Here is a 24,173-nt window from a genome sequence, read left to right as displayed (position 1 = left end):
CCAGCCATGCGAATCCGTGTTGCCAGTTTAATGCTGGCCTTGCTTTTCACCAGTCCCGCCTGGGCCATGAGTCTCAACGAGGCGATGGCCACCCTGAGCCATGCCAAGGCAAGTGGCCAGGTGGGCGAACAACCCAATGGCTACTTGGGCGCGGTTGACGGGAGCAGCCAAGGTACCGAAATTGCCAATCTGATCAATCAGGCCCGCCGCGATGAGTACCAGCGTCTGGCTCAGCAAAATGGCATCCAGCTGGGTGACGTGGAAGCCATCGCCGGCAAGAAGGCGATCGAGAAGACACCCGCGGGGCAGTACATCCAGCTCAATGGAAACTGGGTCAAAAAATAAACGGTACCTGCATGAAAAGTCAGCATCTTGCTGGCTTTTCTACATCTACTTTACTTGTAAGCTACTCGTCCAGATCCAAGCCTAACGCTTTGGCCAAGCCTGTACGGATACAACAAATTCGCCAATATCATGACTCCGGCTGGCACTTAATCACTCTCTTTGTGTCCATTTCTTCGAACCACATAGGGAATACGCCGAGTCCTCCGAGTACATCCGTTTGACGACGGCTTCTGGCAGATATCTGGAAAAGCACTGACATATGTATAGTCAACAATCGACACAAGGTACCAACCGCACCCCCTCCACTGTTCTCGTTGTAGAAGATGAGGAAGTGATTCGGGAATTCGTCCGTGAGCTTCTGGATGGCGAGGGTTTCAACGTCATGACCGCAGAGTCGGCCGACGTGGCTCATGCCCTTCTGCAGGACAAGGCGGCAGATATCGACCTGCTGATCACCGACATCCGTATGCCAGGCTCGATGGACGGTGCCCAACTTGCCAATCATGTAGGCGCTACATGGCCTCATATCCCCATCATCGTAATGTCCGGTTATGACACGCCAGCCACCGCCAGCATCAAGTACAAGGTCAGGTTTCTGCCCAAACCGTGGTCGATCGGCCAGTTAATCGATATGGTAACGGGTGTTGCGTACTCTGCGACTCCCAGTACCTGACCCTTCTTGAACGGGTTGAACAACACCTCCAGTTGATCAACCCGCTGCGGCACACGATTAAACCACTATCCATGAAGCATGCTCTGTGTTCGCCATAGGTCAGCTTGCGCTGCTGTTTTCCTAGCGCCTTTCGGGCAAATACGCCTGCTCGCTCAACGCTCTAAACAATCTTCACGGGCATGTATGCGGACCTATGAGTATTGATACGCCCCCCTACCCCGTTACGCCTGATGGCCGCTATTTCGTGGTACGTGGTCAACTCTGGCGATGCACCAATCCTGCACTTTCAGAGGCGCAACGCAAGGTGCTTACCCGCGAGTTGATGACGGCGCGCAGAGAGGTGGGCCAAGCGAAGCGCAACCACGACAAAGCGGCTGAACAGCAGGCTCGCCACCGGATCGATGAAGCCAAGCGCGCTTTAGGTGAGCGTGGGCCAGTGTGGTGGACAGACGGAGCGCCCGACTATAACCGCCGACAAGTTGCCAACACGCCCTATGCAGGCTGGTTTGAAACATTGACGTCCTGAGAAATACCCAACCATTTCAGGCAATGGGTAGAATCAGCAGTAACCTCTAAAGGGGAATACTATGCTGACGGTTCTGGGAAAGGCGACATCGATCAATGTTCGCAAGGTCATGTGGACGTGCGAAGAGCTTGGCATTCCCTTCACTCTTGAAGAGTGGGGCACAGGGTTCAGGCCAACGGATGATCCGAACTTTCTAGCTCTGAATCCCAACGCCATGGTCCCGGTTATCCAGGACAAGGGGTTCGTCTTGTGGGAATCGAATTCAATCATTCGCTATCTGGCGAACCACCATAATGGAGAGGTTCTATATCCGGTAGAGAATAAGGCTCGCGCCATCATTGATCAGTGGATCGACTGGCAGGCCTCTACGCTGAACCCCTCCTGGAGCTATGCCTTCCAAGCGCTGGTAAGGCGGTTACCCAACCATCAGGATCCAGAACAAATCAGCCAGAGTCATCACCAATGGTCAGCATGTATGGCCATCCTTGACGCCCAGCTTCAGAAAACCAAGGGTTATGTAGCAGGCGAAGTCTTTTCGCTTGCGGACATTCCGATCGGTCTTTCTGTGAACCGATGGTTTGAAACGCCTGTAACACATCCCCACCTACCCGCCTTGAACACTTATTATGATCGGCTGGCTGAGCGCTCCGGTTTTCTAGTCTATGGTAGAAATGGCATACCGTAATGCATCACGGACCTCATAACTGTAATGTCCAGTCTGTTGCATTCTGTATATGGTTGTCTCTGGAGGCATACCGTTAAGGTTACGTTGATTCTCTGACGGAGCCTTGCGCATGTACCTTCCGACCCCTTTCAAGGAAACGGACCCAGCCGTTCTGCATCGCTTCGTCAAGGAGCACCCGTTGGGTGCTTTGGTTATACAGGGAAGTCATGGTTTGTCTGCCGAGCATCTTCCGTTTTTGCTGGAAAGCGAGGAGACGGGTCTAGGCATTCTCAAGGCTCATGTGGCGCGTGCCAGTCAGCTCTGGCAGGAAGCGCTTAATGGCAATGACGAAACGCTTGTCATCTTCCAGGGGCCAAGCGCCTATATTTCACCTTCCTGGTATGCCAGTAAACGTGAAACGCACCGGGTCGTGCCGACTTATAACTATGCCACCGTACATGCCTACGGACGGATCAAGGTCAGAGACGATGCCCAATGGGTCAGAGGCCTTGTGGCTCGCCTGACCCGTGAACATGAGGCTACTCAGGACACGCCCTGGAGAATGACCGATGCGCCAGCCGACTTCATTGACGAGCAATTGTCTCGAATTGTCGGTATAGAAATCCACGTTTCCCGCTTGGAAGGAAAATGGAAGATGAGCCAGAACCGCAGCGAAGCGGACCGTAAAGGCGTACTTCAAGGCCTACACCGTGAATCTACACCTCAGGCCACCGAAGCAGCAGCCGAAATGCTCCGCACCTCACCAGAATAAGCCCAAACCCACCCCCTAAAAAGCGGCAGGTTACGTCTGCGGACGATACCCCTTTAAAAAGAAGGCTACCGCCCTTTGCACGGCGGGGCCGATCAGGCTCGGGTCAATGGCGGGCTCTAACGCCAGCATAGCCTGCTCATGGAACTCGGCCTCCAGCAAAGCCTTGAGATGTAGCGCCGCGACCCAAGGATCAGAAGGTTCCAATACACCGTTATCCATGGCGTTACGGAGCACCTCTGCCATTCGAGACCAGCCAATCTTGGGTCCGTTCTCATAGTAGATAAGCCCTACATGGCTGTTTCCTGCACTCGATTGCACCAGGCGTCGGCCCTGCATGATTTCGGGTCGAATAATGGTCTGGACATATTCATTACCAAATCGCTCCAGCATCTCGGGCAAATCGGCGTCTAGCGGAAGGTGCGCAAATATTGGCTCAAAATGCTTGGCAGCATTGGCGCGGATACATTCGGCAAACAGCTCTTCCTTGGAACTGAAATAGTTGTAGAGCGTCGCTTTTGAACCGCCTACGCGGCTGGCAATTTCAGACATGGATGCCTGATCAAAGCCCAACTCCATAAAAACCGTCGAGGCAACGTCCACTATTTCACGGCGTTTGCTTGGGCTTTTCGTTCTCATCCTGCGTCCATGATCACCAACATAATCCTGCCATGCTAAGGCAGATCGTCACATCAGGAAACTTAATAGCGTTTTAATGCTCATAGGCCACCAGATAAAAGCAAAGTAATAGCGCTTTGCTTTCAAAAGTGTGAACCTGTCCAATAACTAAACTGAACAGTACGGTTATTTTAAGCGCCCTTCATACTCCAAATGAGATCAGCCTCACGCTGATTAAGTAAATCCTAGGACGGACCCCCACCAACATGCAGAAACCTACTCGTGTTTTTCCTGTGGCCAGCAGATCCTTGCTAGCCGTAGCCTTGGCAAGTGCCAGCTGCGCCTGGGCTGCCCCCCTCAAGCAAGGTCCGGAAGTCGAAAGCAGAGTCGAGTCGATCCTGTCCCAGATGTCCCTGTCGGACAAAATCAGCTACATCAATATCGATAACGGCTACATGATGCGTGCCATGCCCAAGTTTGGCTTGCCGGGCACTCTAGCCCGCGATTCCTCTCTTGGCGTAACCGTTGAAGGCACCATGTTCGGGGTGCAGTACCCTGCCCAGTCTGCGCTGGCAGCAACCTGGAACGTGGACCTGGCCAAAACCTACGGTCTGGCTATTGGCTACGACACTCGCGCATCGGGCGGACAGCAACTGCTCTCTCCCGGCCTCAACATGTACCGTACGCCTTACAATGGCCGCTCTGCTGAGCACCTGACCGGCGAAGATCCCTTCCTAGGTGCCGTGCTAGCTCCAGCTGTCGCCAATGGCATCGAAGCTCAAGGTATCTGGACAGGTGCCAAGCACTTTGTCGCGAACGAGCAGGAAGCCAACCGCCATTACCTGAATGTGAAGGTCGACAATCGCACCCTGCGTGAAATCTACCTGCCCGGCTTCGAGTCTCTGGTCAAAAATGCCAACCCTGCGTCGATCATGTGCGGCTTCAACAAGATCAACGGCGATTATGCCTGCGAGAGCCACAGCATGATCGCCGACATGCTCAAGGGCGAATGGGGTTTCAAAGGTTTCGTTGTCAGCGACTTCAACTCCATCCAGAACGGCTACAAGGCGGCGATGGCTGGTGCTGACCTAGACATGCCCAGCGGCCTACAGATGAACGAATCCGTTCTGATGCCGTACGTGTGGAGTGGTCAGTTGCCGGTGTCAGTGATCGACGAGAAGGTCCGTCGTAACCTGCGCGCCATGATTGGCTTTGGCTTTGACAAAGGCCTGCCGACCGCATCGCACATAGGTAACGATCCGCGCAGTCTGAGCACGTCCCTTGATATGGCCCGGCAGGGCATCGTTCTGCTACAGAACGAGAAAGCAAAAGGCTCTTCCAATAACCTGCTGCCGCTGCCAAAAACCGCACGCATTGCTGTGATTGGTAATATCGCCAAGCAGCGCCCACCCTACCCCTTCGGTACCGGTTGGTCTGCCGCCAATACCTATACCACCGAGCTGCAAGGCCTGCAGCAACTAGCTCAGGATCAAAGCCAGATCACCTATATCCAGGCACTGTCTCTCGATCCGCAAACGTCGGAGTGGTATACCTCCAGTGATAGCACCGGCTCCACCGAGACCGTAGCAGGTCTGACAGCTGAATACTTCAACAATCCAAACTTCTCGGGCGAGCCCGCCGTCAAGCGTATTGAACCCGGTATAAACTGGGATTTCCTGAAGGCACAGAACGTCACGGCCAATGGCGTCACTACCATTGATGGCTTCAGCCCGGAGCAGGATAATTTCTCGGCCCGCTTTACCGGCAAAATCAAACCGACCGTCAGTGGCGACCAGGTATTCAAGGTACGTGGTGATGGCGCTTACAAGCTATGGGTAGACAACAAGCTGGTCATCGACTTCGATGGCAAACCATTGTCCAACGACCTGGCGGACTCAATCTCTCATTCGGGCAAGGCATATAACCTCAAAGCCGGCCAGACCTACGACATCAAGCTCGAATATAGCCGCGTCAACGATCACTATATTCCAACGTCGGGTAGCCTGTATGGTCTGCAGATGAGTTGGGCGTCGCTGGCTGCGCCTAAAGACCTGAGCCAATATGACGCTGTCATGGTAGCCGTAGGCTTCAACAGCGAGTACGAAGGCGAAGCATCGGATCATGGATTCGATCTGCCTGAGTACCAGAGCGATCTTATCCAGAACGTCATCAAGGCCAACCGCAACACTATCGTTGTGCTGCATGGCGGTGGCGGCATGAACCTTGAGCCCTGGGTGAAGAAGTCCAAGGCCGTATTACACGCCTGGTATCCCGGACAGTTGGGCGGTCAGGCCCTGGCGGAAATCTTGTTTGGCGATACCAACCCCTCTGCCAAGCTGCCGATCTCGATCGAAAAGCGTATCCAGGATAACCCTGCCTATGCCAGTTACCCGAATCCGGATCTGTACGTGGGTGACAATGCCCAGACCGAGATGACATATTCGGAAGGTGTATATATGGGATATCGCGGGTTGGATAAGCAGCGTACCAAGCCACTCTTCCCGTTTGGTTTCGGTCTGTCATATACCACGTTCAGCTTCTCCGACCTGAAGATTGGTCCGAAGTCGCTGACACCTGGTTCAACCATCGACGTCACCTTTACCGTCACCAACACCGGCAATAAGGATGGCTATGAAACAGCCCAGGTTTATGTCAGCCCCAAAAAGGCGATGATCGACCGTCCGAAGAAAGAGCTAAAAGGCTTTACTAAAGTGTTCCTGAAAGCCGGCCAGTCCAAGCAGGTCACCGTTCAGCTGGACGCGCGCTCGCTGGCCTACTTCGATGTCAACACATGGAATTGGCTTGCTGATGCTGGCCGTTACATGATTTCCGTAGGAGACTCTTCGGATAACCTGCCGCTGGACGGTATGCTGACCAACCTGTACCAACAGTCGCTGCCAACCAATACTAGCAACCCGCTGCCACCGAAGATGCAGAAGGCCGTACAGGTCGATGCCTCTCAGGCGTATTGAGTTAATCCCGCACTACAAGAAAAAGGCGCCGCACGGGCGCCTTTTTTCATTGACGATGGAATCTCAATCATAAGGCCCATCGATACAAAAGAGGACGGGCGGCCTCAAGAAACCAATAACGTTCCAGGTAGCCTACCTGCTGTCATGAACGCTCAAGGATTGCCCAAGAATGCCGATCTGCTTATTAGGCAGTAGCCGCTGCCAATATCGCAGACCCAATCCTTGAGTCGTACCCATCATGACCACACACGTTATCAATTTCACTGGCCCCATCAACTCAACCACGTGTGGTCAGCTGATCGAGAAATGCTCCAATGCCTTGCAGCAGGACGCCTCTAGCCTGCTCATAAAGATTGCTACCATGGGTGGCGACTGCAGCTACGGCTTCTCAATGTACAACTTCCTGGTATCGTTTCCGATCCCGGTCCACACGCACAACCTTGGGACCGTCGAGTCCATGGGTAACATTCTGTTCCTGGCAGGACGCCACCGCACAGCCTGTCGCCACAGCAAGTTTCTGATTCATCCATTTCACTGGAGCCTGCATGGGGCAATTGACCATGCGCGGATGTCTGAATATGCCATGAGTCTGGATTATGACCTGGACCTCTATGCCGACATCGTCATGGAGCGTACTGCGGGTGCGAGCGAGCGAATGGACATTCGTAATTATCTGAAGGCCTCTCCCCGTATCCTTAACCCCGAAGCAGCGTTGGCTACAGGCATGATCCACGCCGTGGATGACGTCGCCATGCCTGTTGAAGCCGTGCACAGCTGTATTCATCTATAAGAGGTTTCACTGCATGCAACCAGGCGCGGTTCAACAGATCGCTCCTGGTTACCACACGAGGGCAATCAGACACGTTTTTTGCGCTTTTCGTTAGTTGAACAGAACAGGGCCAGCGTCTCGCATGAAGATTTCTAACGTCTTTGGCCCGACGCCCTTGAAGGTTAGCAGGCGCTTTTCGAAATCCGAACGACTTCCGCTTTGATTTTTGATATCCATGATGCTACCGCCGTATTCAGCTTGAAGTTTTTGGCATACCTCCATTAGCCGCGTGGCGGTAGACTCGTCATAGCGCGTGTAACGCCCTTCCCGTAACAGCCTTACCAAGCCGTGCCAACCACACGCCAATACTTTTAGCGGAGTATCATGGCCGTGAGACTTGAACATCAAACGCCATGTCTGAGCGGCAATCGTTTGCGAGATACGCTTGCCAAACAGGTAACTGGCCAGAAACCAGCCAAACAGCACCTTCTCATCTCCACTATATAGATCCAGTCCCAGCTCCTGAGCTGAAATCTCGCTTTTCATCTCGACGCCCTCTTCAGTCTTACCTTCTTGCGACTGGCATCAGACAGGTACGGTTCATCATGGAGGCCTTATACGGTCAATATCGAGACACGTTTTTACAAGTGTTTTCATGGATCTGCTTGGGATTGGGAACAACTCGATTGGGATGTCAGTCACAACCAATAGGCTATATAAGCCCAGCATCATCGGAGATGAGATTAATTGCTAGTGCTGCCTCGCCAGGCACGCCAAGCGATCCGGTGTTTTTAAAGCTAGATCAGGAGAATTACCATGAGCCCAGCACTGCCTAAGAAATTTGCCTTCACGTGCGCCCTTTTGCTGTCAATGGGCACGGCGACTGCCTTTGCCCAAAACGCTACCCATGCTGATAGCGCACACGGCACTTCCGGCCATGCACAGTCGGCCAATGCTAACCAAGCTGAAGCCATGTCGCCTGAAGACTTCATTAACGATGCATCGGCAAAAGGCATTGCTGAGATAGAAACAGCCAAGCTGGCGCTTGAAAAGAGCCAGTCCCAAGACGTCAAGACCTTTGCACAGTCAATGATCGATGACCATACCAAGATGAATGAGCAACTTCAGCAACTGGCCCAGCAGAAAAAGCTGGAAGTTGCTGATAACGCGATGCTAATGGATATGGCCAAGAAGATGATCCTTCAAGTACGCGATGAGTCGTTCGATGCCGCATATGCCAATAATCAAGTTGTAGCTCACGAACAAACCATCGAGATTTATCGTAACGAAGCCAATACCAGCAAAGATCCGGAGCTGAAGGCGCTGGCACAGGCTGCACTGCCTAAACTGGAAGCGCACCTTGAGCATGCCAAAACGCTACAGAGCAAATATGCCGAAAAGAAATAATGGCATATGCTAACAAAAGGCAGCCCTAGGGCTGCCTTTTTTATTCTTGAGCATATCCCATAACTGTTTGCCACAACACCGATTCTCTAAGGAGTGTAACTGTGCAGCCCGGCTGGTCTTCTTAAAACGATGTGAATGCACAATCAGGAAACATTGCTGTAAAGGGCTTCTCAGTACCATAGGTAACCATCTTTAGCCTGCGACAGCAATGCAGAGCAAAACGTATCAGGCAAACATGATAGCTGTTAGCAAAGCGCTTCTAATGCAGCGCCAGGACAATGTCACGGAAAAAGGGATTCTACTTGAAGCGTTATGGACAACCAGGAGCGCATGCAGGCCAAACATGCATTTAAGGAAGGCGCTCTGAATAGCGCGAAGACAACATCAATAAAGACGCAAAGGCCAGTCTACTAGGCTTGCATAGCTGCAATCAGGCGCGAGGTCTTACTGATTACACAGGACCTTCGTGATTAAATCAACTCGCCTAGCGCCTCCTTCAATAAGGCAATGCTCGCCTCGTTACGCTTGTAGTATGTCCAAGGACCTATACGCTGAGAGGTAACCAACTGGGCGCGCTGCAAGGTGCTCAAGTACAGCGAAACCGTGGGTTGGGAAAGCCCAGCTTTGTCTTGGATAATACTTACACATACCCCAGTGGTTTCAGGATCAACTTCCTGGCTTGGAAAGTGCCGGCGAGGCTCTTTCAACCAATTCAGGATCTTGAGACGGGTAGGATTATCGAGCGCTTTAAGCGCCAAGCTGACATCGATACTCATTGCTGGTATCCGGTAACGGTTCCTTTATAGTAAACAGCCAGTCAATGTTATCACAGCGGAACCCCTTGGCATTTTTACCAAGGGGTATTTGAACAATTTCTCAGGACTCGTATCGAGAATAGTCGATGTAGCCGACCTCTGTGCCCCCATACATCGTGGCAGGATCTACCGGAGTCCACGGCCAATCATTGGCAATCCGTTCAGGCAGATCGGGGTTGGCAATAAAAGGACGGCCAAACGCAATCAGATCGCCCCACCCGGCCTTTAGCACTCGCTCCGCACGCTCCAACGTATAGCGTCCCGCATAGATGATACGGCCCTTAAACATGTTGCGGACCGCCTCGCGGAAATGATCGGGAAGCTCTGGTGCGTTATCCCAGTCTGCCTCGGCAATTGACAGGTAGGCTATTCCTATATCTTGAAGCACTTTAATGGCTTCCAGGTAGGTTTCCTGAGGATTTTCCTCAACCAGCCCCAGATACACCCGCGCCTCATCCGTTGTCTCAAAGAGCGGAGCAAAACGCACGCCCATTCGATCCTTGCCAACCACTGCAGCAACTGCTTCGGTAACTTCCCGCAGGAAACGCAAACGATTGTGCAGCGAACCGCCATACTCATCGGTACGCTGGTTACTGTGCGCCGAGATAAACTGATTGATTAGATATCCATTGGCGGCGTGTATTTCAACTCCGTCGAAACCCGCGTCCAATGCATTACGGGCTGCCTGCGCGTAAAACTGGACTAGCTCTTTTACCTCAGCCGTACTGAGCTCACGAGGCGTTGAAGGTGCACTGAGGACTCCAGTCCCAGGACCGGTTTCGATGAATACGCTGACGTTCTCAGCGGCTATGGCTGAGGGCGCAACAGGCGCTGCCCCTTCTGGCTGCAACGATGTATGCGATACACGGCCTACATGCCAGAGCTGAGCGAAGATAATACCGCCTGCCTTATGCACCGCGTCGGTTACCAGTCGCCATCCTTCGATCTGCTCAGGTGAGTATATGCCCGGCGTCCAGGCATAACCTTGGCCACGAGGCTCGATCTGTGTTCCCTCAGTGACCATGAACCCTGCGCTAGCCCGCTGCTGGTAATAGGTTGCCATTAGCGTGTTGGGTATGTTGCCTGGCTGGGTGCTACGCGAACGAGTCAATGGCGGTAATACAATGCGACTCTTAAGCGTATAAGGGCCTAGCATGGTAGTTTGCAGTACGGATTTGCTCATTTAAATAGTTCAATATGAATGAAAAATGTGACGCTTCGTCAAAAGCCTAAGCTCACGGCTGCCCAAGTGAATCTACAGAATGGCAACCATGAGCAGATGAAGTAACTACTTTACGCATCATATTTATAAATTTCAATATAAGGATATCTAGTGCGCTGGCTTTAGTTCTTGAATAACTACTCTTGGCTCTATACGAAAAGTACCTGCGCTGGGTGATGCTTCGTTAAAAAACCGATTTGGAATGCTCATTTACAACACGTAAACTCCGCTTCCTTACCGATGTTTGCCTCGCCTGACCTTCGCTCGAAGACTTTTCGTACAGAGCCTAGCGCCTTTACCTGCTTACTATGCTAACGATGAAAAGCCTCGCGCCAATGACATAACGCGGGGTGGCCCATAAACCTTTCCTAAAGCTGAGCCTCTTGAGCCCAGCCTTATATTGATGCGCTATTTTTGACAATTGGCTTGGGCTGCTGACTGTTGCATTGTTCATTGAAAAGTTTTTGTAACTTCAACATACAAGCCTGCGCATCCTGGGCGCTGTCACAAAGTTTTGCTACCTGAGGTGCAGAATGCATGACGCACTGCTCCACCACACTGGATGAAACAAGTACCTTTTGATCTGGGGACGATCCGCGTGTAGCAAGGCCTACAAGACCGCCCATAACAATAAAGGCAGCAGTAATCAGGATCAGTCGAATGACTTTAGAAAAATCGTTGCGTCCCCAGTAAGCAACCAGCGCATCGAATGGGGTACTCCCGGCTGGCAGGCGTACAAAGCAGGCGCAAGTTACTAGCCCCATGATGCCAAGTGCAATAAGCCCGGCCTTTTGCCCCATAAATAAGGCCATAACGGCTAGGGGAATACCGTTGCGTAATAGCGTCCAGCGCAAGGCTTCTGGGTTGAATAACCGCCCAGGTAGCACCTTATAGGTGAGGATCAAATCAAACGGTTCTAGCCATTTGGCTGCCGGCCGCCACAAGCGCGTGAGTAGTTTGGTTACCCATACGGCAATAAGCGGCCAAAGCGTCAAGGAATAGAACAAGGTAAATACGTCAAGATGCCCTTCCTGCCACCGCTGTGGCAAGGTATAAAGAAGTGCAAATAGAGCAGCGCCTGCCCATACCCAGCCATACGAAAGTGGCTTGTCTTCTTTAGGTTCTACGTTGACAAACGCATCGAGTCGCGCATCTGGAAAACGCTGTTTCAAACCAGGGTAGCGATGATTCAGACTATCCCTTAGGGTCTCACGCGCCACGCTGTCTTCTGCCTTGAAAGCCTTGGCGAGACGAATCTGCTCGGAATGAGAGATAGGCCCCAGCAACAGATGAGCAGCCCGTCCCTCAGGGGTTGTCGGCTCTGCATTAAGGAGCTGTTGCAGGCGGAGGGCATAAGCCTCCTGCTCACAGCGCTCTACCAGGGCACACCATGTCTCGTACGACGCAGGTACAATGCCCTTACGGTCATCCCAGCCAAACAGGCAACATACGCCCTCGAACAATGAAGGGGTAAGATAGTCGGCCTTGTCCAGCATCTCCAGCACCCAACCCTGCAGTTGTTGCTGTCTGTCTAATGAGTTCGCCCAGGGTTGCTTGCTCAGTACCCTGAGCTGCGCTAGAAAGCCTAGCTCGTTACCTGCTTCGCCAAGGTCATCGAGATGCTCACGCTGATGTCCCAGAAGTTCTGCAGTCAGATAGGCTTCCTGACCGGGGCTGAGCACGACACTCTGCCAAGGTGTCAGCCATTGCAGCAGTTCAACCGCAGCGAGCAGAAGCGTGGTTTCATCGTGCCTAAGACAGCGTTCGAGCAGTCCCGCCTGGAATGGAGCTGCGCAGTTCAACTCCTGTGCCTGAGCCCATTGCTGACGTAGGTTCTCGGCAACGGTTTCCTCCAGCAGACGCCTGGCATGATGTCCGGCCAAGGCCTCGGCATTCAGAGCCGGTTCGGGATAATCAGGCGCTGGGCGAGGCCGAGGTGCATCACCTGGGAAGAATGCCGGCTCTTCAACCTCGTCCGAGCCATGAGCCTGGGTTGCTTGTAGCAAGACACTATTGTCTTCAGACAGCACGGGCTCAATGGGCGCATCGGAAAAGGTTTCTGGCGTGCGTATGGAGGGCCAAGGGGCATCCTCGACCTCCTCGACGGTTCGCTCTCTGGCCCAGCTCAGGGCTTCCTCATAAGCTTCGCGCAGCCGCTGAAACGCCTCGGCATCATCATCGGGGCGATGCACCTTGAGCAGCTTGGCGTACTGCCGCTTGATAGTACGCTCATCGGCCTCATCATCGAGACCCAGAATTTCCCAGCAGTCCATAGGGCTTACCATGTCCCCCGCTCAAGCCTGTCGAGCTGCTCTGCAATCTGCTTGCGCACTTCACTGATCTTGCGCTCGTCCTGCGTTTCCAGGATCTGTTGAAACTGGGTAGCCAGATACCCCGCGGTCTCGCGCTCGTCGCCCAACAACTCTTGGTACAGACGTTCCAGACGCGCCACCATATGGGTATTTACCTGCTGGTCGCGCGGGTGAATCTTGAGTTTTTCCAGGGCTTTGAGACGCTCTTGAATCTCATCGGGGCTCAGAACGCCGGGGTTGTTTTCAATGACCAGCCGATGGTTGGCACCCGTCAACGGAATGGTGACATCGGTTTCCAGAATACCGTTGTTATCGTAGGTAAAACGCACGTCAATGCTGACCTCGCCTGCCTTGCGAGGTGGAACATTAATCTCGAGTTCGCCCAACTTGATATTGTCCTTCACCAGTCGGCTCTCGCCCTGAAAGATCCTGAACAGGACCTTGCTCTGGTTGTCATGGAGCGTTTGTACCGACCTGACACGGCTGACAGGCACTACGCTGTTGCGCTCGATAATCGGCAGGTAATGCCCGCTTTCACTCTGCTGACCAAACGTGATTGAGGTTTCGATGCCAAGCGTATAAGGGCAGACATCGGTCAGGACAACCTCCTCAAGGGCTGCGTCACGACTTTTGAGGGCCGCCTGAACGGCTGCTCCCTGAGCAACGACCTCATCAGGGTTGAGGCTGATGGAGGGGAAACGGCCAAACAGCCCTGCTGCCAGCTTGCGTACCAAGGGCATGCGGGTCGTACCGCCGACCAGCAGCACTTCATCAAGATCAGCCACCCGGATTCGCGCATCCCGCAGTGCACGCTCAATCGGGCCCCGCAGGCGCTCCAGCAGCGGAGCGAAGAGCTCGGCAAGCTGTGCCTGAGTAAACGTCTGGCACCACTCCTGCTCGTTATACCGCAGGACAAATTCGCTACTGGATTCCTGCGCCAAGGCTTTACGTACGCGCTCCGCCTCACGGCGCAGCGGCTGGCGGACCTGCTCCAGAGCAGGAAAGCCGCTCTGCTGGCCCTGAAGCGCGACGAAGCGTTCAATGAGCATGAGATCGAAGTCTTCTCCACCCAGGAAGTTATCGCCTGCACTGGCGCGTACTTCCATGACTCCGTCGTATAACTCAAGAATGGAGACATCAAAGGTGCCGCCGCCGAGGTCAAAGATCAGAAATGAGGTTTCGCTATCTTTCTGGTGAAGCCCATACGCCAAGGCCGCGGCTGTCGGCTCGTTGATCAACTTTTCGACCTTGAGCCCTGCCAGCTCGCCCGCGATACGGGTAGCCTTGCGCTGTGCATCGCTGAAATAGGCCGGAACACTGATGACCGCTTCGGTCACCGGCTCGCCGTATTGACGCTCGACGTCAGCCTTCAGGCTTTTAAGCACCAGTGCGGACAGCTCTTCCGGCCGGAAGGTGCGCTCACCCAGGCGAACCTCCTGCGCGCTTCCCATGTACCGTTTGAACAAGGCGGCCGTTCGTGCGGGGTGGGTATGCAGCCGCTCACGTGCTGTCTTACCCACCAGTATCTGCCCCTCATCGTCGAGGCCGACTACGCTGGGCGTCAGCGTATCTCCCAACGCATTCCTGACCAGCTCCGGCGCACCCTCACGCCAGACGGCGACCAGACTATTGGTGGTTCCCAGGTCTATACCAACGATCATACCAAGCGAGCTCCCTGCTAGAGGCCCTTTCCCTTGCGTAGCCGAAGCGTCGGCACTCAAGAGACAAGACCCAAGACACTATCCCTATAAGTGGGCGTATTGAAATGAATGGCTATTGTAGCGAGACCACTGCGCGCAGGCATCTCTTTGATACAGGGATCAACCAGGGCGTGACAGACGCACACAATCGGATAGTCACCCTGGCTGTAAAGCCAACAGCGCTGAGCTGGATGTGTCCGCTTGGAGAGTCAGTGCACGGCGAGTACCGTGCACTGAAGAGAGGATCAGACGCGGAAGCGGCTGACCATGGATTGCAGCTCATTACCAAGGCGCGCCAGCTCAACGCTGGAGGCCGCGGTTTCTTCGCTTGCCGCCGCCGTCTGCTCGGACACATCGCGAACATTGACGATGCTGCGATTGATCTCGTCAGCCACGGCGCTCTGCTGTTCAGCCGCCGCCGCAATCTGCAGGTTCATCGACTGGATGTTGGACACCATCTGAGTGATGTTTTCCAGCGAGCCGCCTGCCTTGCGGGCAAGCTCGACGCTGCTGTCAGTCAGCTTGCGGCTATCGTTCATCATAGACGCGACCTGCTGCGTACCGACCTGCAATCCAGCCACCAGCCCTTCGATTTCCTCTGTCGACTTCTGAGTACGCTGAGCCAAACCGCGAACCTCATCCGCCACCACCGCAAATCCACGACCGGCTTCACCAGCACGCGCGGCCTCAATGGCAGCGTTAAGCGCCAGCAGGTTGGTCTGCTCAGCGACAGATTTGATGACATCCATCACACTGCCGATCTTGTCACTTTCCTTCTGCAGATTGGTCATGGCCTCGGAAGAACGGTTTACTTCAGAAGCCAGACGCTCGATTTGTACAATCGCCTCGTTGACCACCTTGTCACCCATGCGGGCCTGCTTGTCCGCCTCGCTGGCAGCCGTGGACGCATCACCGGCATTACGGGCTACTTCCTGTACGGTCGCGGCCATTTCATGCATGGCGGTAGCCACCTGATCAGTTTCGCTCTTCTGGCCGTTTACACCTGCGCTGGTCTGCTCGGTCACGGCGGAAAGCTCTTCGGCAGCACTGGCGATCTGGGTCACACCATCGCGGATACCGGTAATCAGCTCACGCAGTGTATTGCCCATGTTCTGGATACCCTGCTGAAGAACACCCAGCTCATCGCGGCGGGTAACACGGGCAGAAGCCGTCAGGTCACCCGAGGCAATACGCTGAACTTCACCCAGTGTTTCTTTCAACGGCCGGGTAATCTGACGGGTAATCACCCAGGCAGCCAGTACACCCAACAACAGAGCCAGAATCGTGCTGCCGATCTGCAGCTGACGCGCATGGCTGCTTTCAATTGCCAGACGATCCAGCTGGAACTGATACAACTCCTCACTGATCTTGACGATCTCATTGCCCTGATCGGTCATTTCCTTGCGAGCCTGAGCAATATCCGCATTGGCCTTCTTGTAGCCAGCAACAGCCGTGCTATAGCGATTCAGCGAGTCCTTGACCTGCTGGGCCGTATAACTCAGCTCATCTTTGAACACGGACATCATGTGATCGATACCCTTGCCCGTTGTTTCGATCTGAGCCAGCAGTGCCTGTTCATTCTCGGACGTTGAATTAGCGGCATAGACACTGACCAGGAACTGCGTTTTCAGCAAGTCTTCCTTGGTCTTTGAGATAGTCTGAAACTGGGAGAAGCGACGGTCATCATAGCTGGGAAGCAGCAGGACGCTATTGGTCATCTTGTCGATCAGCTTGGCCGCGTCAGCCGACTCGCTCTTGATGGTCTCACGAGCCGAATTCGCAACCTTGTATGCGTCACGCATGTTGCCCAGTGACTTCTGATAATCGCCGTTGATGCCGTCCTGCTTTTTCAGCAGCACAACATTGGCCGGGTTGGTAAAGCTACCCAAGAGCTTCTTTTGCTGCTCAAGGTAGATACCCAAGTTCTTCTGCAACCGCTCGGTACTGGTTTCATCCCCATTCGCTAGCATGAATTGCAGACGTGCGATACGTAGGTCGGTTAGCGTTCTGTTCAGCTTACTGATGTCTGTCATCCAGAGGCTGCGCTGAATAACGCTTCCCAAACCACTCCAGCCGCTCCATGCAAGAAATAGCGTCAATGCCAGTACCACACCGAACCCCAGCGTTAGCTTGCGCGTAACGCTGATATTCCCAAACCAGCTATTCATAAATCCTTCCGTCAAATGTCGTTTCGAATCATCCAGCTGGTGTGTTTGTTCTTCTTAAAGCCAGCTTATTTATCTATGCGGAAGGGCTATCGGCAGATGCCGGGATAACTGAAGAAGGAAATACCACATAAAATGTGACGGAATGCGCCAGGGACAACGCCTGCAGTGATATTTCTACACTGCCGCTTGGCGGTCGCCTGCTCAGCTGCACGCCCATTAGATCGACACTGGGTGCCAGAAGCATGTGTCAAGCGATCACTTGCCTGGCGAGATCTTGAGGGAATAACCCCAAAGCACTCTGGCCATAAGGTCTCTGCAAACAGGCGCTAAAAGAAATTAGCTTTAATACGCCTACTGTTTACTAATTAATTGAGCAAGGATATGAATTAGTTACGACAGCATAAACTTATCCATTCATAAAGCTTTATTTCCTCTACCCATACAAGCCTATCTTTCATAACGAACATTACACGCTGCCTTGCTTGCGCCCTTTCAATTTATTGTTTATTCATTAAGTGACCACTCAGTCATTTGGATATAGTCCAAACCAAGTCAAAAACATTGAAAAGAATTAATGCCGTTTATCGGATTTTTTTGCCGTACGTTATGTTAATCCATTCATACAAGAGAGCTAATAAAATTATAAATACATTATATATCAACAACTTACAACTAACACAACATGCACTCATGCCATCACAATTTTTCATTTTAAATCTCAATTCAATATCACAAGAGTGGCATTTAAAGAAATACCTCAGCAAACAGTCAATACACCTGATTTAAAAAACGAGACGTTAATTCTATATTCGTATTAGGAAAAACGAATCTGGGCGTATCGTTAATCCTGCCTGGCTAAATCTCTAGATAAAGCGAAGGACCGGAATAATGCTCTCATCCAAACAACCTGTTTTTTTATTAGTTTCGCTTTTTGCAGGGGGAGTCTGCGGTATTGCATACGCTGCCGAAGACACTGCATCGTCACAAGCCGCGCAAAATGTTCAGAATGGCAGCGACCCACTGTTCATTTACCAGTGGCATTTACGCAATAGAGGGCAAAAGGTAATCGGTGATGTCACGCCACTTGCCGGCGTGGATCTGCGGATGGGTGTATTGCATGAGCTGGGTATACGAGGGAAGAACGTCATTGTCGGGGTGGTGGATGATGGCTTGGAAATACGTCATGAAGACCTGTCAGGTAACGTCGTGCCAAATGGCTCGAAGAACTTCGTAAACGGATCAAACGATCCGACGCCGAGTGTCGATACCGATGAACACGGCACCTCGGTGGCAGGCATCATTGCCGAAATGGGATGGAACGGAAAAGGAGGACGAGGCATCGCACCCGAGGCAAAGCTGAAGGGCTTTAACTTCCTGGCCAGCGATGCAGACCCGGCGAGCCAGGATGCAAACATTCTGTACGCCTGGGGCAGCGGCAACGAATCCAAGGATGTGGCCGTTTTCAATAACAGTTGGGGCAGCAGTACACCTTACTATCCTGCATTCTCTACCAGCGAGCAGGCCGCCTGGGAACGTTTGATGCAGTCCACGCGTAATGGCAAGGGCGGAATTTATGTCAAGTCGGCAGGCAACTCCTTCAAGGAATTCTTTACCTATACTGCGTTTGGCCGAGTCAATATCTGTTCTGAAAAGGCAGCCGAGCTAAATGTGACTTGCGCGTCTTCAACGGTTGATCCCAACAACAACCTGATCACCATTATTACCGCCGCCGCCGTGAATGCTCGAGGACTACGCTCGTCCTACTCTACAGCCGGATCGTCGGTGTGGATTTCAGGTTTTGGTGGCGAATTTGGCAATCAAAGGGCCTATAACCCGGACCTTACCAATGTTCGCGAAGCGATTAGGCCGACCTACTATTCCCCTGCCATCGTAACCACTGATCTGATGGGCTGTTCACGCGGAGCCAATACCGCGAATACTATTTCCAATGCCTTGGAAGGCAGTCAGTCGCCTATCGACAACTCCTGCAATTACTGGGGACGCATGAACGGCACCTCTTCTGCCGCGCCCACGGTGTCGGGTGTGGTTAGCCTGATGTTGGGCGCTAATCCCAAGCTGACTCAGCGCGATGTGAAATATATCCTGGCCAGCACCGCGCGGCCGCTTGATCCTTATCAGCCCGTAGTGAGCTACGGCGGAGCAGTGATCGAGCCGGGATGGATCACCAACGCGGCAGGCCATCACTTCAGCAACTGGTATGGGTTTGGATTGGTGGATGCAACCGCGGCCGTCAATAAAGCCATGAGCTTCAAGCTACTGCCAGCGATGAAAGATACGCAGTGGAAAGCCTCCAGTGATCCTGCCAGCCCGATTGGCGGTGTGAATGCTCCGGCAACATTGCGCGTGCGGATCAATCAGAGCATCAAGGTTGAGGCGGTACAGCTCAGCTTCCAGACCAGCCATATGAAGCCATCAAACCTGAAGGCCGTTCTAACCTCGCCAAGCGGTACCAAAAGCTATGTCATGACGCCTTTCTCGACGCTATCGGATGTTACGTCCGGGACCGGGTTCACGGTTTCACTGGCGGCGAGCAACGCGTTTCTGGATGAACTGGCGACGGGTGACTGGACGCTTTCGTTAACGGATGTGGTTGATGCGGGGGGTAATGCCGCCAAGCTGCAAGACTTCAAACTTCGCGTGGTGGGGCACTGATCATGAAAATAGCCACTTTATTCTTCTTAACCGTTACCCTGGCTGCAACACCTCTGGTACAGGCGCAGACCACAGACGCGGCGCGCCTTCAGCAGGCGGCAACCGGGGCCAGCTTCAATGTCGGAAACACCCCGTTTCGCCTCGTGCCCAACGCAACGGCTCAGCGTATCGACTCCGCTGCCTCTGCTCAAACGCCGTCAACCACGCAAAGCCAAAGCCGCCAGCAGACGCTACAGGCAGACAGCAATGTGGTGGGACAGATAGGGCCTTATGCGATCAGGCTGCCGCAGGGTAATCAGGCTCAGCTCAAATCGCAATCCGCGGCGGCAGCCAGCACTGCCTCAGGTCCGAGCGAGATGGGCGTTGCAGTGAACCTGACCTCCGGGCAAGCCGTGCTCGTGCCTCCGCGCCTGAAGGTATTTGTACAGGATGCGGCTGTTATTGATCAGGTTGCAAAAGCTACTGGCGGTACGATGGTACAAGCCTCTTCGGCGGCAGGCATGGGCGTCATCCATTACAGTTCGGTAGACGCTGCTCAGTCAGTCCTGAGCAAGGTGAAGGGCATGCAGGGTGTGAACGACGTATCACTGGATATCATCCAGGGCTTCATTCAAAAGCAGTAAGTTCATGATAAACACCGCGCTGCCGTCGAGAGACGTTCAGCGCGGTGTTTATTTTCATGGTTAAACGTTACTGCTGGGTAATTGTTGCGCGGTTCGCCGTACCTGTTTGCGTAATGCCTGCAGTGTTGCCATAGAAGGTATCGCCACCCTGAGTAATCAGCGCCTGGTTGGCGATGCCGTTCTGGGTAAGCGACACTGAGTTTTGTGTCTGATATCCCACCTGATCGATCTGGGCGATATTCAGGTCTCCGGTTTGGCTGTAGTTGATAGTGCTGGTGTCACTGTACTGGTTGATTTCAACGTCGTTATCATTGCCAACGGTGGAGCCAGAAAGGTTGGAGCCTCGTGTCCCTTGTACGACATAAAGCTCGTTATTCGAGCCTTCTTGTGAGACACCCAGACCGCCAAACATATTGCTTTGTCTGACAGAGGCAAAATTGTTATCACCCGACTGGGATATCCCACCGTTGGCAAACTCACGCGTGGACTGTTCCAGCGAAGCGCTGTTGCCATTGCCATATTGGCTAATGCCAGCTCCACCACCGCCTGACTGTCTGAAGTAAGCCGTATTGTTATCGCCTTCCTGAGTAACACTGCCTGATGTGGTGCCGCCGTACTGAACGGCTTCAACCCAGTTGTTATTGCCACGAGAAGTAATACCGAACACCGTATCAAACCCGTTTTGGGTTACGTGCATAGTATTGCCTGTTCCTTCCTGGGTGGCTCGCAAATCAGCGACTTGCGCTATTCCGCTACCCTGATTCAGAGTGGCCAGGTTCGAATCGCCCCGCTGCTCAAGCGCCACACTGTTATCTTGGCCGCCGCCCCCCTGGTAGATCTGCCCTTCGTTGGCAGAACCCTCCTGAGTAATTGATACCTGACCGTTATTGACCTGTTGCTGTTGGATAACCCCAATATGACTGCTTCCCAGCTGATTGATAGAGGCCTGGCTATTTATAGCGGTACCAGCCTGCTCAAGGGTTGCCGTGTTGTTTTCTCCGTCCTGCATAACGTCGGCAGTATTCATTTCAGCCCATGAGGGCATGGCGAAAGCCAGCAGGATGGCAGCAGCGAGTGGTTTCAAGCGGGACATATGATTTCCTTTCCTTGTATCCATAGGGGTCGCTACCTGGCGACCCGGTTAATCGACCAGATCAGCACCGGTTGGCGTGCTGAAGAACGGCGTGTTCCTGGCTATCCGTAACGCGGTATTGCCCTGCGGTAGATGAACCTTGTGCATGGCTTCCACCTGTGAGTGCATCACCAAGACGCCGGTCGATTCTTCAAGGAAAAGGCTAAATATAAAATCGATCCAAAGGATGTAAACGAACCGCTTTTGAGCCTTCTGGTATTAATTCCTGTTACGGAACCTTTGAGATGCATGGCTATTTGAGGCTTTCAAACAGAACATGCATCTCGATAGGTGACTGTGCCGCCCAAGGGACCACGGCGAGCTGTTGGCGACTACGCAACGGTGGCGCTAGGTTGATAGCTGAGTCGCCGCGGCATAAAGCCGAACTCCAGCCGCGAAGGCTCTTTGAACATGGAGGCCAGGTTCTTTTCGATATTGCTGCACAGCGAGTTCATCTGGATCTGGTGCTGGCTATTAGCAAACGGGGTTTGCAGATCGGTCCCGATCCGCTCGATCGCCAGCAACATGAAGCCTACGACGGTAGAAACCAGTGGCGTATACCACCCCATAGACGACACCAAGCCAACCGGAACGATCAGGCAGAACAGCGAAATGAACAGCCGCGGGAAATACACATAGGGAAAGGGTAATGGCGTGTTGGCAATACGCTCCATTCCACCCTGATGGTTCGAAATCTCCACGAGAGTAGATTCCATACGGGCCAGACGTATGCTGTCCAACCTACCCGCCTGGTACTCCTGCGCCACAATCGCTGCGGAGGCGTTCAGGATATCGTTGGGAAAGTTATTGGTGTCATGTCGGCGGGCAAACTCATCGGCAGGTAGCAGCGTCGCGACATCCGCGGGGCAAGCTTGGCCCTTGAGGTGAGCGGAGAGCGCCTTGAGGTAGGCCACGTGACGGCGAAACAGCAGCGCTTTGATTGGATTACGCCTGTCGTCTTGATCATCAATCAAGGTCAGTACCTGGCGACCAAAACTCCGTGAACTGTTCACCATGGCACCCCATAAGGTACGCGCTTCCCACCACCGGTTATAGGCGCTTGTATTGCGAAAGCTGATCAGGACGACCAGTGCTGAACAGAGCAGCGTCAGCGGCATAAGAGGCAGGTTTAGCCGATTATTCATCAGCAACATCGAATCGGCCGTAACGATGACATCCCAGATAAACAACCAGAACAACGGCCAGCCGACGTAGGAAAAAACCTTGTGCATCCAGGTCAGCGTTCTCAAAATCCGAGCAATCATGAAACGACTCCCTTGGTGACAGTCTGGAGATCAGTGGCTGTATATCGTTCAGAACGGCGTTAACGCAGCTGCTGCCGGGTTTTCCGCGTGTCGTCAGCAAAAGCCAGGACCCAGGTTGTCCAGATAGATATAGGTGATCTCATGTGATGCATCCTCAATGCAGCTTTTGATGTGATCACGCTAACGGGGCTGGCTTAATTCTTCCTTAAAGGTTGCAAAATGTTTTAAATCAGGATGAGTAGTCGTTGCCCAATGGACATAAGAGGCATGCATCCACATGGCGCCCACTGCGTTCTTGAACGGCCTGAACTTCTTTCTTGCGGATATTCGTGACGGGCTCGGCCCGTTCCTTGGAATCTTTCTTCAGCAACAGGGCTGGGCCGCGGACCGAATAGGACTGGTCATGACACTAGGCGGGTTAGCCGGTTTGCTCCTGACCACACCTCTGGGAATGCTGGTGGACGCACTACAGGCCAAGCGCGGTATTGTTGCATGGGCTGCCTTGTGCATTCTTGTGGCCTGCACCCTCAATTATTTTCTACCTACTTTTCTCTTTACCAGCATCGCGCAGATGGTTGCCGGTATCGCCGGTGCCGCTATTCCACCCGCCATTGCGGGCCTTACCCTGGGCCTTGTAGGAACACGGGGGTTCGACCATCAGCTAGGTCGCAATGAAGCGTTCAACCATGGTGGTAATGCCTTTGCTGCAATCGGCGCTGGCGTATTCGGCTATTGGTTTGGCCTGGGCGCTGTATTCGTCCTGATGGGCATTCTGACGCTAGCCGCCTTGTGCATGCTAACCAGGATACGGGCTGACCAGATTGATCACGAGGCAGCCCGCGCTGGCTCGCCGGACCATGCGCAAAAGCTTTCCTGGTCAGCCCTTTTTCGCAACCGCCCCCTTCTAACCGTGGCAGTTACAGTGCTGCTCTTTCACCTTGGCAATGCGGCAATGCTCCCGCTGCTGGGCCAGGCAATGGCAGCGCGCGGCACCGCTGGCGACCCCAGTGCCTATACCGCGGCTACAGTAATCGTGGCTCAGGCCACCATGATCGTCATGGCACTGCTGGCGGCCAGATTGGCCCAAACCAAGGGCTATTACATCGTGTTTATACTGGCACTGTTGGCCTTGCCTCTTCGCGGCCTGCTGGCCTCATTCATCCAGGCACCCTGGGTTCTGATCCCTGTCCAGTTGCTCGACGGTATTGGTGCGGGCTTGCTGGGCGTAGCCGTACCGGGGTTGGTAGCCCGCATTCTGGATGGTTCCGGGCGATTCAACACCGGCCTTGCTGCCGTCATGACAGTACAGGGCATCGGTGCTGCCTTGAGTACCAGCCTGGGCGGATTTTTCGCAGCCCGTTACGGCTATGCTGAAGCGTTTAAAATACTGGCTCTGGTCGCCAGCGCAGGTGTGCTGTTGTGGCTCTGTGCGTCCTCCTGGATGTACCCTCTCTGCACGCAGCAAATAGCGCCTCGTGGTGCCAGGGAATGAGTCCGTCCGGCTGCTCAATCAGAGGGGT

At 53.5% G+C, this 24,173-nt stretch carries 20 protein-coding genes and 1 pseudogene; 11 read left to right on the top strand and 10 right to left on the bottom strand.

The genetic code is table 11. The features are described from left to right. Positions 1-6: 6 nt before the first annotated feature. From EAW52_RS22380 to EAW52_RS22360, 5 genes are all read left to right on the top strand, one after another. Complete coding sequence (locus tag EAW52_RS22380; protein WP_122044124.1) at positions 7-345, top strand: YdbL family protein; 339 nt, start codon at positions 7-9, stop codon at positions 343-345. Positions 346-604: 259 nt separating this feature from the next. Next, positions 605-1,018 (top strand): response regulator, encoded by a 414-nt coding sequence (locus EAW52_RS22375; RefSeq protein WP_019363877.1) that lies wholly within the window; start codon positions 605-607, stop codon positions 1,016-1,018. Between the two features lie 193 nt (positions 1,019-1,211). Beyond that, a complete protein-coding gene (locus tag EAW52_RS22370) occupies positions 1,212-1,544 on the top strand; it encodes a hypothetical protein (protein WP_122044123.1) in 333 nt (110 codons plus the stop codon). Between the two features lie 61 nt (positions 1,545-1,605). Next, positions 1,606-2,229, top strand: coding sequence for a glutathione S-transferase family protein (locus EAW52_RS22365; RefSeq protein WP_122044122.1), 624 nt, complete (start codon positions 1,606-1,608; stop codon positions 2,227-2,229). A 109-nt stretch (positions 2,230-2,338) separates the two neighbouring features. Then, positions 2,339-2,980 carry an FMN-binding negative transcriptional regulator gene (locus EAW52_RS22360; RefSeq protein ID WP_122044121.1) on the top strand — a complete coding sequence of 214 codons (642 nt, stop codon included), beginning with the start codon at positions 2,339-2,341 and terminating at the stop codon, positions 2,978-2,980. A 30-nt stretch (positions 2,981-3,010) separates the two neighbouring features. On the opposite strand, the gene EAW52_RS22355 is transcribed toward EAW52_RS22360, so the two are convergent. Beyond that, positions 3,011-3,616 (bottom strand): TetR/AcrR family transcriptional regulator, encoded by a 606-nt coding sequence (locus tag EAW52_RS22355; protein WP_122044120.1) that lies wholly within the window; start codon positions 3,614-3,616, stop codon positions 3,011-3,013. A gap of 245 nt (positions 3,617-3,861) precedes the next feature. Here EAW52_RS22355 and EAW52_RS22350 point away from each other — a divergent pair, with 245 nt between their 5' ends. Beyond that, the gene (locus EAW52_RS22350) at positions 3,862-6,567 is read left to right on the top strand and encodes a glycoside hydrolase family 3 protein (protein WP_122044119.1); all 2,706 of its coding nucleotides are present in this window, start codon (positions 3,862-3,864) and stop codon (positions 6,565-6,567) included. Positions 6,568-6,805: 238 nt separating this feature from the next. Then, positions 6,806-7,357, top strand: a complete 552-nt coding sequence (locus tag EAW52_RS22345) for an ATP-dependent Clp protease proteolytic subunit (RefSeq protein WP_019363884.1) — start codon at positions 6,806-6,808, stop codon at positions 7,355-7,357. Between the two features lie 90 nt (positions 7,358-7,447). On the opposite strand, the gene EAW52_RS22340 is transcribed toward EAW52_RS22345, so the two are convergent. Further along, positions 7,448-7,882 (bottom strand): DNA methylase, encoded by a 435-nt coding sequence (locus tag EAW52_RS22340; protein WP_122044118.1) that lies wholly within the window; start codon positions 7,880-7,882, stop codon positions 7,448-7,450. Between the two features lie 270 nt (positions 7,883-8,152). On the opposite strand from EAW52_RS22340, the gene EAW52_RS22335 reads away from it, so the two are divergent. Then, positions 8,153-8,743 carry a DUF4142 domain-containing protein gene (locus EAW52_RS22335; RefSeq protein WP_122044117.1) on the top strand — a complete coding sequence of 197 codons (591 nt, stop codon included), beginning with the start codon at positions 8,153-8,155 and terminating at the stop codon, positions 8,741-8,743. Positions 8,744-9,213: 470 nt separating this feature from the next. Here EAW52_RS22335 and EAW52_RS22330 read toward each other — a convergent pair whose 3' ends face one another. The 6 genes and pseudogenes from EAW52_RS22330 to EAW52_RS26975 form a co-directional block, all read right to left on the bottom strand. Beyond that, a complete protein-coding gene (locus tag EAW52_RS22330; protein WP_010798560.1) occupies positions 9,214-9,519 on the bottom strand; it encodes a helix-turn-helix transcriptional regulator in 306 nt (101 codons plus the stop codon). A 100-nt stretch (positions 9,520-9,619) separates the two neighbouring features. After that, the gene (locus EAW52_RS22325) at positions 9,620-10,741 is read right to left on the bottom strand and encodes an alkene reductase (protein WP_122044116.1); all 1,122 of its coding nucleotides are present in this window, start codon (positions 10,739-10,741) and stop codon (positions 9,620-9,622) included. 434 nt (positions 10,742-11,175) lie between these two features. Next, positions 11,176-13,053: a J domain-containing protein gene (locus EAW52_RS22320; protein ID WP_162997690.1), complete on the bottom strand. Its 1,878-nt coding sequence runs from the start codon at positions 13,051-13,053 to the stop codon at positions 11,176-11,178. A gap of 5 nt (positions 13,054-13,058) precedes the next feature. Beyond that, positions 13,059-14,753, bottom strand: coding sequence for a molecular chaperone HscC (locus EAW52_RS22315; RefSeq protein WP_122044114.1), 1,695 nt, complete (start codon positions 14,751-14,753; stop codon positions 13,059-13,061). A gap of 284 nt (positions 14,754-15,037) precedes the next feature. Then, a complete protein-coding gene (locus EAW52_RS26980) occupies positions 15,038-15,901 on the bottom strand; it encodes a methyl-accepting chemotaxis protein (protein WP_371106396.1) in 864 nt (287 codons plus the stop codon). Further along, positions 15,893-16,825: pseudogene (locus tag EAW52_RS26975) on the bottom strand (methyl-accepting chemotaxis protein); the annotation flags it as partial. The gene EAW52_RS26980 and the pseudogene EAW52_RS26975, both read right to left, overlap by 9 nt. Before the next feature lie 1,023 nt (positions 16,826-17,848). Here EAW52_RS26975 and EAW52_RS22305 point away from each other — a divergent pair. Further along, positions 17,849-19,633 carry a S8 family serine peptidase gene (locus EAW52_RS22305; protein WP_162997689.1) on the top strand — a complete coding sequence of 595 codons (1,785 nt, stop codon included), beginning with the start codon at positions 17,849-17,851 and terminating at the stop codon, positions 19,631-19,633. Between the two features lie 2 nt (positions 19,634-19,635). Then, a complete protein-coding gene (locus tag EAW52_RS22300; RefSeq protein ID WP_122044112.1) occupies positions 19,636-20,256 on the top strand; it encodes a hypothetical protein in 621 nt (206 codons plus the stop codon). A gap of 67 nt (positions 20,257-20,323) precedes the next feature. Here EAW52_RS22300 and EAW52_RS22295 read toward each other — a convergent pair whose 3' ends face one another. Both EAW52_RS22295 and EAW52_RS22290 read right to left on the bottom strand, forming a co-directional pair. Beyond that, positions 20,324-21,349 (bottom strand): hypothetical protein, encoded by a 1,026-nt coding sequence (locus EAW52_RS22295; protein ID WP_162997688.1) that lies wholly within the window; start codon positions 21,347-21,349, stop codon positions 20,324-20,326. Between the two features lie 371 nt (positions 21,350-21,720). Beyond that, on the bottom strand, positions 21,721-22,653 hold the full coding sequence (locus EAW52_RS22290; protein ID WP_122044110.1) for a bestrophin family protein: 933 nt from the start codon (positions 22,651-22,653) through the stop codon (positions 21,721-21,723). A 277-nt stretch (positions 22,654-22,930) separates the two neighbouring features. Between EAW52_RS22290 and EAW52_RS22285 the strand changes: the two genes are divergently transcribed. Further along, a complete protein-coding gene (locus EAW52_RS22285; RefSeq protein ID WP_122044109.1) occupies positions 22,931-24,145 on the top strand; it encodes an MFS transporter in 1,215 nt (404 codons plus the stop codon). Positions 24,146-24,173 lie beyond the last annotated feature (28 nt).

Origin of the sequence: Pseudomonas sp. LTJR-52, assembly GCF_003691465.1 — a bacterium.
In the GTDB taxonomy this organism is placed as follows: domain Bacteria; phylum Pseudomonadota; class Gammaproteobacteria; order Pseudomonadales; family Pseudomonadaceae; genus Chryseomonas; species Chryseomonas luteola.
This window is presented reverse-complemented; position numbering and strand designations above follow the sequence as displayed.

Coding starts and splice junctions, on each gene's coding strand:
- EAW52_RS22360 (WP_122044121.1), top strand. CDS start 2,339: ATGTACCTTCCGACCCCTTTCAAGGAAACGGACCCAGCCGTTCTGCAT.
- EAW52_RS22355 (WP_122044120.1), bottom strand. CDS start 3,616: ATGAGAACGAAAAGCCCAAGCAAACGCCGTGAAATAGTGGACGTTGCC.
- EAW52_RS22285 (WP_122044109.1), top strand. CDS start 22,931: ATGGCGCCCACTGCGTTCTTGAACGGCCTGAACTTCTTTCTTGCGGAT.
- EAW52_RS22325 (WP_122044116.1), bottom strand. CDS start 10,741: ATGAGCAAATCCGTACTGCAAACTACCATGCTAGGCCCTTATACGCTT.
- EAW52_RS22335 (WP_122044117.1), top strand. CDS start 8,153: ATGAGCCCAGCACTGCCTAAGAAATTTGCCTTCACGTGCGCCCTTTTG.
- EAW52_RS22295 (WP_162997688.1), bottom strand. CDS start 21,349: ATGTCCCGCTTGAAACCACTCGCTGCTGCCATCCTGCTGGCTTTCGCC.
- EAW52_RS22300 (WP_122044112.1), top strand. CDS start 19,636: ATGAAAATAGCCACTTTATTCTTCTTAACCGTTACCCTGGCTGCAACA.
- EAW52_RS22345 (WP_019363884.1), top strand. CDS start 6,806: ATGACCACACACGTTATCAATTTCACTGGCCCCATCAACTCAACCACG.
- EAW52_RS22315 (WP_122044114.1), bottom strand. CDS start 14,753: ATGATCGTTGGTATAGACCTGGGAACCACCAATAGTCTGGTCGCCGTC.
- EAW52_RS22365 (WP_122044122.1), top strand. CDS start 1,606: ATGCTGACGGTTCTGGGAAAGGCGACATCGATCAATGTTCGCAAGGTC.
- EAW52_RS22330 (WP_010798560.1), bottom strand. CDS start 9,519: ATGAGTATCGATGTCAGCTTGGCGCTTAAAGCGCTCGATAATCCTACC.
- EAW52_RS22340 (WP_122044118.1), bottom strand. CDS start 7,882: ATGAAAAGCGAGATTTCAGCTCAGGAGCTGGGACTGGATCTATATAGT.
- EAW52_RS22320 (WP_162997690.1), bottom strand. CDS start 13,053: ATGGACTGCTGGGAAATTCTGGGTCTCGATGATGAGGCCGATGAGCGT.
- EAW52_RS22375 (WP_019363877.1), top strand. CDS start 605: ATGTATAGTCAACAATCGACACAAGGTACCAACCGCACCCCCTCCACT.
- EAW52_RS22370 (WP_122044123.1), top strand. CDS start 1,212: ATGAGTATTGATACGCCCCCCTACCCCGTTACGCCTGATGGCCGCTAT.
- EAW52_RS26980 (WP_371106396.1), bottom strand. CDS start 15,901: ATGGGCAATACACTGCGTGAGCTGATTACCGGTATCCGCGATGGTGTG.
- EAW52_RS22350 (WP_122044119.1), top strand. CDS start 3,862: ATGCAGAAACCTACTCGTGTTTTTCCTGTGGCCAGCAGATCCTTGCTA.
- EAW52_RS22290 (WP_122044110.1), bottom strand. CDS start 22,653: ATGATTGCTCGGATTTTGAGAACGCTGACCTGGATGCACAAGGTTTTT.
- EAW52_RS22380 (WP_122044124.1), top strand. CDS start 7: ATGCGAATCCGTGTTGCCAGTTTAATGCTGGCCTTGCTTTTCACCAGT.
- EAW52_RS22305 (WP_162997689.1), top strand. CDS start 17,849: ATGCTCTCATCCAAACAACCTGTTTTTTTATTAGTTTCGCTTTTTGCA.